We start from the raw sequence: 12,731 nt of genomic DNA, 5'->3' as shown, positions 1-12,731 counted from the left end.
GCGATGCAGCATTGGACCAATCGTCCAACTGTTGCAAGCTCTAAGGAAGAAGAGGGCCGTTTTGTTCGAGAAAAACATTAAAGCTCCATGACGTAATGCTTCGTGTTTCTAACAGTAGTCAAAGGGGCATTTTTGCAATAACCTTGGCACTTGCATGAATGTTGTAAAGTTGATCATGCAGGTCAGTCTTCGTTATTGAAAGGGACTGACATTTCAATCATGAAGGAGGTTTTTTGCATGAAAGACTTGATTCGCATTCGGGGAGCAAGAGAAAACAACTTGAAAAACATTTCTCTCGAGATTCCCAAGCATCGTCTCGTAGTGGTAACCGGACCATCTGGATCGGGTAAATCGACGCTAGCACTTGATATTCTGCAACGAGAATGCCAACGACAATATATGGAGTCCAGTGGAATGTCATCTGAATCACTAGCGAAGCCTCGTGTGGATTCGATCGAAGGACTGTCTCCCTCCATTGCGATCAGTCAACATGTGACCAACCGTAATCCCAGATCGACAGTTGGAACCGTCACAGACATGTATACCTATCTGCGGACAGTGTATGAAAAGAAGGGGGAGAGACGATGCCAGAAGTGTCACGCACCAATAGCACCTCCTGCCAATGGAGGAGAAACAGAAGACGTCACGTGCCCGGTATGTGCCTATGTCCATCTCCCTCTGACCAAAGCAGATTTTTCGTTTAATACCCCCCAAGGTGCTTGCCCGACTTGCAGTGGATTGGGAACGGTCGTCGATATTGATGTGGAAGCCGTGTTTGATGAAACAAAGAGCATTCGGGAAGGAGCTATTACTTTTTGGTACGAGGCGATTAATGAATATCAGGCTAGCGTGCTTGCGGCGGCAGGAAAACACTACGGCTTGCCGATGAATCTGCCATTGAACGCGTACAACGAAGCGCAGTGGGATCTGCTCAAATATGGCGTGGAGAGCGAGGAGTTTTCTAAACACTTCCCTTCTGTTCAGCCCCCGAAAACGGTAGGAAAGGGAAGGTTCAAAGGTGTCATCACAGGCATGTGGCAACGATATAGAGAAAAAGATGGACAATCTGGCGAAGCTGCTTACTTTCTGACCCAACCTTGTCACGACTGCCATGGTGAGAGGTTAAAGGAGGAGAGTCGGCTCGTTACAGTCGAAGGCAGGACGCTGCCGAGCCTATCGAAGAGCTCGTTGGAGGAGCTGGGGGACTGGGTGGAGAGTGTGCATGTACGAGCTGCCCGTGAAGGAGACTCGATTTTGGAGGCTGTTCTACATGATTTGCTCATCAAGATCAGGCGCGTCATCCATGTGGGGCTGGGCTACTTGACCCTCGATCGACAGGCCATCTCCCTTTCTGGCGGTGAAGCACAGCGATTGCGGCTCGCTTCCATTCTCGGCTCTGGCTTGACTGGCGTTCTTTATTTGCTGGATGAACCAACCTCAGGTCTACATCCAAAGGACACGGATGGACTCGTGAAGGTCATGAAGGAGCTGCGTGATTTGGGCAACACGGTGCTGCTCATCGAGCATGACCAACGAGTCATTCAAGAAGCGGATCACGTGATTGATGTGGGGCCAGGAGCAGGACGTTTTGGCGGCGAAATCGTCGGGCAAGGTTCGCTGAAAGAATTGCTGAACCAACCGCATTCTGTCACAGGCCGCTACTTGAAAGAACAGAGAGTACTGTCGTCCAAAGAGCGCAACGGAACAGGTGAGTGGATCACGATTGAAGGGGCAACGTTGCACAATTTGCGCGATGTGACGGTATCGTTCCCACTGGGAAGGCTGGTAGCAGTCTCAGGTGTCTCTGGCTCGGGTAAGTCGACACTCGTCTACGATTTGCTGGCAGCGGCTGCCGAGAAGCGCACCGGAAAAGCAGCAGGATGCCGTGCGATTACGGGACTCGAAGCCATTCAAAGCGTCATTACAGTGGATCAGTCGCCGCTATCACGCATGCAACGCTCCAATGTCTCCACGTACGTCGACTTGTATACGCTGTTGCGGAAAATATACGCTGCCTTGCCAGCAGCCAAAAAGCGTGGTTTGGATGCCAAGCACTTTTCATTCAATACGCCGGGCGGAAGATGTGAGCGCTGCGAGGGACTAGGGCGAGTGGAAGTGGACATGCATTTTCTATCCAACTTGCAGGTCGTCTGCCCGGATTGCCGCGGAAAACGATTTCGTCCAGAGGTCTTGGAGGTAACGTACCAAGGCTATACCATTTCCGATATCTTGATGCTTAGTATGGAGGAGAGCCTCTCCCTGTTCAACGAGCAAAAGAAGATGAGGCAATTGCTGATCCTGCTGTGTGAAGTAGGGCTCGGCTACTTGCAATGGGGACAGTCCGTGACGACCTTGTCTGGTGGTGAAGGACAACGGTTGAAGCTGGCTAGGGAACTGAGTGCATCTTCGACAGGGCATACGCTGTATCTACTGGATGAGCCATCGACAGGATTGCATCCGATTGACGTCGAGAAGCTCCATGTACTCTTGAGCAAATTGGTCGACGCTGGAAATACCGTGATTATGGTCGAGCACAACACAGAACTGATCGCTGCTTCTGATTGGGTGATTGATATGGGACCAGGAGGGGGGACCTCTGGAGGGAACGTGGTTGCGAGTGGAACGCCAAAAGAAGTAGCTGCTACGAGAGAATCGATTACCGGAAAGTTTATCCACTAATCCAATACGCGTCGATACAAAAAGGTCGCCCCGTTTCTGCTGTGGGCGACCTTTTTGCCGTCAAAAGTCAGGAAGACGATCCAAATTGTTTTCCTTGATCCCGTCTGGCTCACTCCGCAGAATGTCTCTCCCATACTTATGAAACACGTCTACATGAGCCAGCTTGCCAGCCTTTGCGTCGTTGAGTGCAGTGATATAGTCGAGCTCACGACCGGAGTCTGTTTTAAAGGCGATCAAGTCTCCATCGTCGTTTTTTCTGACGGCCACGATTTGCTCTTTTCCTGTATTCGTCAGTGGACTGTTATCATCGTTTTCCTGGATCGCCTGTTGTTCTCCAGCATTTTTGTAGTCTTCATAAATTTGTTCAAAGCTCCGTTGATCCATGCATCATTCCTCCTCATCAGTAAATAGTTGCCTCACTCATTCGGTTGTCAGGCGCAGCAGCCAGTCTTTCAAGTCAACGATACGCAAAGTTTTCGGCCCCGTGGTGGTCCCGGTTACTACCAGTGGAACGAGTGAGTCCACCTCGTGCAAGGAACCGTGTGCCGCTCCGCCGATATGGGTTGGAGAACTTTCCGTAATGAGCTCATGCCCAGGCCGAACAGTAACGACCACATATCTGCCTTCATGCGAATTCAGCGCACCGTAGAGCCTCGCCAAAACGTCCGGGTATTTCCCATACGTGATCCGGTTGTTCTTGATGGTCATATCGAGCAGACGCGGATCACCATTGAAGGTCCATGTTTGACCATATGGATCAGTATAGGCACCGTTTGGCTGGTAGGAAAACTGTCGGCTGATTTTGCCTGCTGTTACGACAATCTTTTCGTCTTCCTTACGCGCAATGATGTCCAGCTTAGGTTCACGTTGCAAGCGTTTTACAATATCGGATAACGGAATACGCGAGTCTAAGGCATAAATATAGGCCATTCGTTCGTTGGTCGAAATCACGACTTGGTCAGCAGGGGTGACAGGCTTACTGATTTTGGCTATTTGATAGTCGGTCAATAAGCTGCGCAAGTCAATGGTAGCGGCCTTGCGATCATCCAGAACAGCGCTCTGGCCACTGTCCCCCATGACGATCCACCGCGCTTCTTTGATTGCCTTATCCCACGAGCCAAATGCATCGAGTACGCCTTGAAGTGCCTTATCCGCTTTTTCAATCCCTTCGATCGTAGCGGGTCCTTTCTTATGTACTTCCATATCATTTTCCGGCAAGTAGGTGATGGTTAGAGGGGGGAGCTTCTTGTGGGCGATGAGATAGGCAGCCTCCTGCGCGGAAAACTCATCATTCATCCCGTATTTTCGCCAAATGCGCTTTTCACTCTTTTGATTCGGATCAAGCTGGGCAAATGCCGCATACGACATCAGTTTGGGTCCGGTCACATTTATCTCGCTCGGCAAACGTGTGCCGAAATCAATGAGACGGGGGATTTGTAAGGAGTGCGGCGTTTTTCCTCGCCATAGAATCGCATTGATGGAGGCGGTATCCTTGCCTTTTTCCGCCAATTCTTCATGGATGGTTTTCGTATGCGGATTGAGCTGGGCTAGGTTTAATTGATGAAGGATATCTAGCAGCACTTGTGGCTGATCGATCTTGAGCCCCTCTTTGGGACCATACCCGTAATAAATCATCCGCTTTTCCTTGTTGCTGAACCAGGATAATCCCGGTACATGATGCTCATTGGCATACGTCCCTGTAAGGAGGGTGCTGTCGATGGTTACCGACATGGTGGGAAATGAGCTCACAACTTGCGGGTAATAGCGCCCGTTTGCAAGCAAATAACCCAAAGCGGGAGCTCGGCCTTGCCGGATTGCTTCTTGCAGTGGTTTGTCCATTAACGAATCAATGAGAATGAGCAGGACAGGCTTTTGTGATTCATTTCTCTCAGCTAAGGGTTGAGTCTTAAGGCTATGCGGACGAATTTGGGAAGCTGAGTCTGGCTTGCAGCTGATCACAGTCAGACTCAGCGCCAACAGGAGAAGGATGGTGTATGTGAATCGCAACTTCATGTTTCCATTCCTTTTTTTTGCGAATTTGGTTTTCCTTATTTTTTGTTTTCGCGGAAAAATTATTCTCCAAGCCTGCCCCATTTAACCTTCCGGCAACAGATGAGAGATCTCTACAACGACCCCTTTTTCCAAAAACAAGCGAGGGATGCGATTACTGAGGGTGGCAACGACTTCATAGTTGATCGTCCCGAGCATTTCGGCAATCTCATCGACAGGAATCTCGAGGTTTCCTTGCTTTCCGTAAATCACGACCTCATCGCCTTGCTTTCCATTCCCGCCTTCTCCCAAGCTGACCATCATCTGATCCATCGTCACTCGCCCCGCGATCGGCAACCGTCTGCTTCGATAGAGGACGAATCCACGGTTAGAGAGTGCGCGCGAATAACCGTCGGCATAACCGATTGGAATCGTCCCGATGACCTCTCCGCGCTTTGCTATGTATGTAGCACCATAACTGATGGTAAACGGTGGCGTCAGCATTGTCTTTACATAGGAGAAGCGCGATTTCAAGCTGAGAGCCGGAACGAGCTTCACACGATTGAGTTGTCGGATATAAGCGGATGGATACAGCCCGTACATGCCGATTCCGAGGCGGATCATATCGGCACTGAATTCGGGAAAAGCAATGGTAGCAGCGGTGTTGCACATGTGTACAGTCGGAAGCTCGAACCCTTTTTCCTTCAGATAGCGAAGATACTGAACAAATAACTCGTGTTGCGCTTTGGTCAATCTCTGATCAGGCTCATCCGCAGTGGAAAAATGAGTGAAGATTCCGGTCCATGCAAGGGAAGAGCTTGACGTTAACGCTTTTACGACTGAAAGCAACCCAGATTTTGTTCGTACGCCCAATCGGCCCATGCCGGTGTCTACATTGATATGGATATTTAGACGATTGGAGAAAGCCGTTGATTTGACAATTTTATCTGCTTTTTTGATCCAATCGGCCTGAAACGCGGACAGCTCAATATTCCAGGCGACCGCCTCTTTGATACGTGAAAGGGGAGTGAATCCCAGCACGAGTATAGGTGCTACAATGCCCGCCTTTCGTAAGACGATGCCTTCTTCCAGGATGGCGACTGCGAGGGAAGTAGCCCCGTACTCGAGGGCATGGCGTGCTACTCCGACAGAACCATGTCCATAGGCATTCGCTTTTACAACCGCCATGATTTTCGTCTGTTCAGGAATATGCTGGCGTATCGCCCGAATGTTTTTCTTGATGGCATCGAGATTTACCTCAATCCAGGTTTCGCGAAACAACTGTTTCATCACGAATTCCTCCCTTTTTCTGGGAAACACTTCCCTCTTCCATGCGTATTCACCGCATCTCCCACTTAAGCGTGGCCCATCAGGAAGAGAAAACAAAAAGCAGGCCATCGCTGATCCTGCAAACGACAACCACAACGACAATCATGCGTCTGGCTGGAAACGTAAAAAAAGAGCAGACTGCCGAATACTCGGAGTCTGCTCTTTTCGTTGGGTGGGTGCTGATACGAACTTATTTTTTATTCGTTTGCTTACGCAGTTACTGGTTTACCTTCATCCAGCAATTGACGCAGAACCGTTTGCAGGATACCACCATTGCGGTAGTAGTCTACGTCTACCATGGAATCGAGGCGCACGATTACTTCGAATTCGAAAGTGCTGCCGTCTTTCTTCGTCGCTTCTACTTTTACGCGTTGGCCAGGTTGAACATCATCGGAGAGGCCCACAATGTTGAAGGACTCAGTACCGTCGATGCCAAGGGACTTCCAGCTTTGGTCACCAGCGAATTGCAGAGGCAGAACGCCCATACCAACCAGGTTAGCACGGTGGATACGCTCGAAGCTCTCAGCGATAACCGCTTTGATACCCAAGAGGAATGTACCTTTTGCTGCCCAGTCACGGGAAGAACCAGTACCGTACTCTTTACCAGCCAGTACAACGAGTGGAGTACCGTCTGCTTGATACTTCATGGAAGCATCGTAGATGGACATTACTTCGTCAGTTGGCAAGTATTTGGTTACGCCACCTTCAGTTCCAGGAGCTACTTGGTTGCGGATACGGATGTTTGCAAATGTACCGCGCATCATTACATCGTGGCTACCACGACGAGCACCGTAGGAGTTGAAGTCTTTGCGTTCTACGCCGTTTGCTTGCAGATACAGACCTGCTGGGCTAGTTGGCGAGATGTTACCAGCTGGGGAGATATGGTCAGTTGTCACAGAATCACCGAAGAGTGCGATGGTGTTCGCTGCTTTGATGTCTGCGATTTTAGCGATTTCTCCAGCCAGGTTTTGGAAGAATGGCGGCTCTTGGATGTACGTGGATTTTTCATCCCACTCGTACAGGTCGCCAGTTGGAACGTCGATTTTATTCCAAGCTTCGTTTTGCGTGAACACTTGGCCGTACTCAGCGCGGAACAGAGCAGGATTCATCGCTTTGTCCATTGCAGCTGCGATCTCTTGTGGAGTTGGCCAGATGTCTTTCAAGAATACAGGTTGACCGTCTTTGCCAGTGCCGATTGGCTCTGTAGCCAGGTCGATATCTACAGTACCTGCCAGTGCATAGGCGATAACCAATGGAGGAGAAGCGAGGTAGTTCGCTTTTACCTGTGCATGGATACGACCTTCGAAGTTACGGTTACCGGAGAGTACCGCTGCAACTGTCAGATCTTCGTCTGCGATAGCTTTGCTGGTTTCCTCTGGCAATGGACCGGAGTTACCGATGCAAGTGGTGCAACCATAACCTACTACGTTGAATCCGATAGCATCCAAGGAGTCGATCAGACCAGCGTCAGTCAGGTATTGTGTAACTACGCGGGAACCTGGAGCCAGGGAGCTTTTTACGAAAGCAGGCTTTTTCAGGCCTTTTTCCACAGCTTTTTTCGCCAGGATACCTGCACCCAGCATTACGCTAGGATTTGATGTATTGGTACAGGAAGTGATCGCTGCGATTACAACCGAACCAGTTTTCAGCGTAGCTTTTTCACCGTTTGCATAAGCAACTGGTGCGCTAGCTGCGATTTTCTCTTCAGAGAGACCAAATCCGCCTTTGTCGATCGGCGTACGGAGGCTGTTATTGAAGGATTCCTTCATAGCAGTCAGTTCTACGCGGTCTTGAGGACGTTTTGGACCAGCCAAGCTAGGTACGACAGTGGACAGATCCAGTTCCAATGTTTCGGAGAATACTGGGTCAACAGTCTCGTCAGTACGGAAGAGGCCTTGTGCTTTGGTGTAAGTTTCAACCAAGGAGATGAGGTCTTCTTCGCGACCGGTTTGACGCATGTAGTTGAGTGTCTCAGCATCTACTGGGAAGAAGCCCATTGTAGCGCCGTACTCAGGTGCCATGTTTGCTACGGTAGCGCGGTCAGCCAGCGAGATGTTGGACAGGCCTGGTCCGTAGAACTCCACGAATTTACCTACAACGCCTTTTTTACGCAGCATTTGTGTAACAGTCAGAGCGAGGTCAGTTGCAGTTGCACCAGCATTCAGTGTGCCAGTCAGTTTGAAACCAACTACTTCTGGGGTTACGAAATACAGAGGTTGGCCGAGCATTCCTGCTTCTGCCTCGATACCACCAACACCCCATCCAAGAACACCAAGACCGTTGATCATAGTGGTGTGGGAGTCAGTACCTACGAGAGAGTCAGGGAAAGCAACCAATTCGCCATCTACTTCACGAGTAGCGATTACAGTTGCGAGGTACTCCAAGTTTACTTGGTGAACGATACCAGTAGCTGGAGGAACCGCACGGAAGTTGTCAAACGCAGTTTGTGCCCAACGCAGGAAGCGGTAGCGCTCTTGGTTGCGTTCGAATTCCAATTTCATGTTGTTGTCCAGAGCGGACGCGTTACCGAAATCGTCAACCATGACGGAGTGGTCGATAACGAGGTCAACTGGAACCAACGGGTTGATTCGTTTTGGATCTCCACCAGCGCGCTTCATCGCAATGCGCATCGCTGCCAAGTCAACTACAGCCGGTACACCGGTGAAGTCTTGAAGAACGATACGAGCTGGCATGAGAGGTACTTCTTGGTTTTCGTCGCGGCCTTTTGTCCAGGTCGCCAATTGTTGTACGTGTTCTTTCGTGATCGCGCGGCCGTCGAACTGACGGACAGCAGCCTCGAGCAGAACTTTAATGGAGAACGGCAGTTTGGAAACATCGCCCAATCCTTGTTCTTCCAACCCTTGCAGGCGATAGTAAGCAAAAGACTTGTCGCCTACTTGCAGGGAAGACTTTACTTTGTAAGCATCTTTGTTAGCCAATGTATACAACCTCCCTATAATAACTTGGAGTTTCATCTGATGAAACTTTGTTTCGTTTCTTCATTACGAACCTATTATATACGATTTGTTTCCCGGCTTCTACCCCAAATTCATCATTTATATACAAAAATCATAGGTAAAGAAAATTGGATCACGAACGTCTTCTTACTAGAAAGAAGAAAATTGCACGCACTTCAATATTATCCCGTTTATATTTCGTTTACATTCATGCAGTATCTTATCACTTGGAAGTGAATGAGTGGAGGAAAAAGGGGAGAAATGAACGAATGGAACAAACCAATAGTGTAGCGAAATGGGGAAACTGGCGGCCTTTCTTTCGATTAATAAGGGAAACAAAGCCATCCAAGCTAAAAATCGGTGTCGCGTTGTTCATGAGCATCGCCACCACGCTGGTGAGCTTAGTGATTCCGCTGTTTACGAAGGATTTGGTGGACAGCTTTTCCCTATCTACGATCACGACACCACAAATCATTCTTTTGATTGTTGCCTTTATCGCACAGGCCATTGCGGGAGGGCTGTCCATCTACTTATTAAATCATGTCGGCGAGAGTGTGGTGGCCTCACTCCGTGAAAGACTCTGGAAAAAGCTGCTCATCCTGCCGATCTCTTATTATGATAGCAACCGGACTGGTGAGACGATCAGTCGAATGACCAACGATACAGGTGTCGTGAAAAGCCTGATTAGTGATCATCTGTCCAGCTTTTTCACAGGATTAATCACGATCATTGGTTCTGTGGTGACTTTGCTCTACCTCGATTGGCAAATGACGTTAACCATGCTCGTTGCTGTGCCGCTGTGCATCGGGATTCTCATACCGCTTGGCAGTCAAATGTACAAAATTTCGAAAGGTCTGCAAGATGAGACCGCCAGCTTTACGACGATTATGAATCAAGTGCTCCAAGAGATGCGGCTCGTCAAATCTTCCAATGCCGAAACCCACGAACTGGGAATGGGAACAAAGGCAATCGGGAATCTATTCCGATTCGGGCTGAGAGAAGGAAGAGTCCAAGCGGTCATTGGACCGTTAATGTCCTTTATCCTGATGGTGCTGCTCGTGGTTGTGATCGGCTATGGTGGCATGCGCGTGTCCACGGGAGCATTGACAGCTGGTGAGCTGGTCGCATTTATTTTGTATCTGGTGCAAATTGTCATACCGCTGGGGCAATTCACACAGTTTTTCACCTCCTTGCAAAAAGCCATGGGGGCAACTGAAAGAATCATTGCGACACTGGACGCCGAAGAAGAAGATCTTTTGACAGGACGGACGCTTGAAAATGCAGGCCTGCCCATTCATTTGAACCATGTGGGCTTCGCGTATGAGAACGGGGAAACGATACTCGATGATGTCAGCTTTACAATAGGGGCCGGAAAAGTAAATGCGATTGTCGGACCGAGCGGCAGCGGCAAGACGACGTTGTTTTCCCTGGTTGAAAGGTATTACCAGCCACTGAGTGGAGAAATTAGGCTGGGCAATGATCCCATCACAGATTTTTCCTTGAAGTCGTGGAGAAGCCAAATCGGCTACGTGTCCCAGGAAAGTCCATTGATTGCCGGAACCATCCGAGAAAATATTTGCTACGGGATTTCACGGACGATTAGTGACGAGGAACTGAAGCAAGCGGCAGAGATGGCCTATGCGGATCAATTTATTGAAGAATTGCCGAATGGCTATGAGACAGAAGTAGGGGAGCGAGGCATGAAGCTATCGGGAGGACAGCGCCAACGAATCGGCATTGCCCGAGCACTGCTTCGGGACCCGCAAATCTTGATGTTGGATGAAGCGACCTCTAGCTTGGACAGTAATTCCGAGATGATCGTCCAGAAGGCGTTGCAAAATTTAATGAAGGGACGCACCACCCTCGTGATTGCCCATCGGTTGTCGACCGTGGTGGAAGCAGATCAAATCATCTTTTTGGAAAAGGGAAAAATCACAGGAATGGGTACACATGAAGAGCTTTTTCAAACACATGGAATGTACCGGGAATTGGCTAGTCAGCAATTGCTCGTAAAAGAGAGGGTGTAGAACGTGACCACGATTATGGTAGTCGACGACGATCCGCATATTCGCGAGCTCGTCAGCGTCTTCTTGCGCAATGAAGGCTTACGATAGTGGAAGCCGCAGACGGACAGGAGGCACTGGACAAATTGGAGTCGGTTGCCGCACAACTGGTGATTCTTGACATCATGATGCCGAACATGGACGGCTGGGAGCTGTGTCGAAAGCTTCGCAAGTATTATGATTTTCCCTTGCTCATGCTGACTGCAAAGGGTGAGACGTCGCAAAAAATCAAAGGCTTCGAGCTAGGGACAGATGATTATTTGGTGAAGCCGTTTGATCCGCAGGAGCTGGTCGTCCGGGTAAAAGCGCTGCTCAAGCGTTACCGGATTGCCGCTTCGCATCAGGTTCAAGCAGGGCGGCTGCTACTTGATCGTAAAACGTTTGCAGTCGCCAGTGGGACGAAAACATGGACCATTCCACTCAAGGAGTTCGAGCTGTTGTTCAAACTCGCAAGCTATCCCGGGCAGACCATTTCCCGCGAGCAGCTGATCGAACAAATATGGGGCTATGATTTTGAAGGAAATGAGCGTACGGTAGACGTGCATATCAACCGATTGCGGGAACGTTTTCCGGAAGCGATGTACGGCTTTTTGATCCGGACGGTCCGGGGACTTGGTTATCGTTTGGAGATTGTCGTATGAAAATGAGGCGACAAAAACACTCCCATGCTTTGCTGAAACTCGTAGGCGTGGTGGGCATATGTGCTGTTTTTGCCTTGTGCGGATTGGGTGCATACGCGATTACCTCGCTCTTTTATGGCTATATGGACTATCATCCCAATGATTTTGTAAAAGTGTTGGTCCATTCTGTTTTGAACTGCATATTGTTCATTGGGGTAGGCATGATTATTTCTTTTTTCACCATGCCAAGGCATCGAGGCAGGTTTCAACCATTGATTGATGCGCTCAGACGGATTGCCATGGGGGATTTTCGGGTCAATCTCGATATCAAGCTGGCGCACGAATGGGGGGAGTTGGTGGATGGCATTAACCACGTGGCGGAGCAATTAAATGAAATGGAGAAGCTGCGGCAGGAGTTCATCTCCAATGTTTCCCACGAAATTCAATCGCCTTTGACGTCGATCAGCGGGTTTGCTCGGGCTCTGCATAATGAAAGACTAAGCCCAGAAGAGCGTCATCGTTACTTGGAGATTATCGAGTCGGAAAGCAAACGGTTGTCCAAGATCAGTGACAACCTGCTTAAGCTCACTGCGTTAGAGGGCATCCAGCATGAGTTGGAGCGGAAGCCGTATCGGTTGGACACGCAGCTACGCGCAATCATCCTCGCATGCGAGCCGCAATGGATGGCGAAAGAGATTGAAATGGACATAGACTTGGAAAAAGTTGAAATCGTCGCCGACGAAGATATGCTGAGTCAAGTCTGGACCAACTTGCTTGGTAACAGCATCAAATTCACGGAGGCAGGCGGGAAAATTAGCGTAAAGCTGGAGACGGTAAACGGAGAAGTGCTCGTGAAAATAATCGACTCGGGAATCGGGATATCCAAAGAAAATCGGGAGCGCATTTTCGAAAGATTTTTCAAGGCGGACCCATCGCGGAACCGAGCCAATTCGGGTAGTGGCCTGGGCCTGGCAATCGTGAAAAAAATAATCGATTTGCATCATGCCACAATCGCCGTTGAGAGTGAAGTCGGGAAAGGTACCACGATTACGATTACATTTGTTCAATCAGCATAAAAAAGCTGCCCCTTCGTC

At 49.4% G+C, this 12,731-nt stretch carries 7 protein-coding genes and 1 pseudogene; 4 read left to right on the top strand and 4 right to left on the bottom strand.

Features of this window, described 5'->3' with window-relative positions:
• Positions 1 to 237 precede the first annotated feature (237 nt).
• Positions 238 to 2,679: an excinuclease ABC subunit UvrA gene (gene uvrA, locus AB432_RS21620; RefSeq protein WP_048034024.1), complete on the top strand. Its 2,442-nt coding sequence runs from the start codon at positions 238 to 240 to the stop codon at positions 2,677 to 2,679.
• 60 nt (positions 2,680 to 2,739) lie between these two features.
• Here uvrA and AB432_RS21615 read toward each other — a convergent pair whose 3' ends face one another.
• The 4 genes from AB432_RS21615 to acnA all read right to left on the bottom strand — a co-directional run bounded on the left by AB432_RS21615 (position 2,740) and on the right by acnA (position 8,936).
• Positions 2,740 to 3,063 (bottom strand): DUF3892 domain-containing protein, encoded by a 324-nt coding sequence (locus AB432_RS21615; protein WP_048034023.1) that lies wholly within the window; start codon positions 3,061 to 3,063, stop codon positions 2,740 to 2,742.
• A 36-nt stretch (positions 3,064 to 3,099) separates the two neighbouring features.
• Positions 3,100 to 4,692: an alkaline phosphatase family protein gene (locus AB432_RS21610; RefSeq protein WP_048035912.1), complete on the bottom strand. Its 1,593-nt coding sequence runs from the start codon at positions 4,690 to 4,692 to the stop codon at positions 3,100 to 3,102.
• Between the two features lie 81 nt (positions 4,693 to 4,773).
• Positions 4,774 to 5,958 carry an alanine racemase gene (gene alr / locus AB432_RS21605; RefSeq protein ID WP_048034022.1) on the bottom strand — a complete coding sequence of 395 codons (1,185 nt, stop codon included), beginning with the start codon at positions 5,956 to 5,958 and terminating at the stop codon, positions 4,774 to 4,776.
• A 248-nt stretch (positions 5,959 to 6,206) separates the two neighbouring features.
• Positions 6,207 to 8,936 (bottom strand): aconitate hydratase AcnA, encoded by a 2,730-nt coding sequence (acnA, locus tag AB432_RS21600; RefSeq protein WP_048034021.1) that lies wholly within the window; start codon positions 8,934 to 8,936, stop codon positions 6,207 to 6,209.
• Positions 8,937 to 9,223: 287 nt separating this feature from the next.
• Between acnA and AB432_RS21595 the strand changes: the two genes are divergently transcribed.
• From AB432_RS21595 to AB432_RS21585, 3 genes and pseudogenes are all read left to right on the top strand, one after another.
• Complete coding sequence (locus AB432_RS21595) at positions 9,224 to 10,981, top strand: ABC transporter ATP-binding protein (RefSeq protein WP_048034020.1); 1,758 nt, start codon at positions 9,224 to 9,226, stop codon at positions 10,979 to 10,981.
• 15 nt (positions 10,982 to 10,996) lie between these two features.
• A pseudogene (locus tag AB432_RS21590) lies at positions 10,997 to 11,658 on the top strand (response regulator transcription factor).
• Positions 11,655 to 12,713 (top strand): sensor histidine kinase, encoded by a 1,059-nt coding sequence (locus tag AB432_RS21585; RefSeq protein WP_048034019.1) that lies wholly within the window; start codon positions 11,655 to 11,657, stop codon positions 12,711 to 12,713. The pseudogene AB432_RS21590 and the gene AB432_RS21585 overlap by 4 nt, the downstream one beginning before the upstream one ends.
• Positions 12,714 to 12,731 lie beyond the last annotated feature (18 nt).

The sequence above is a fragment of the Brevibacillus brevis genome (assembly GCF_001039275.2).
In the GTDB taxonomy this organism is placed as follows: domain Bacteria; phylum Bacillota; class Bacilli; order Brevibacillales; family Brevibacillaceae; genus Brevibacillus; species Brevibacillus brevis_C.
Note: the sequence above shows the minus strand (reverse complement) of the source record. Positions and strands in the feature narration are given on the sequence as shown.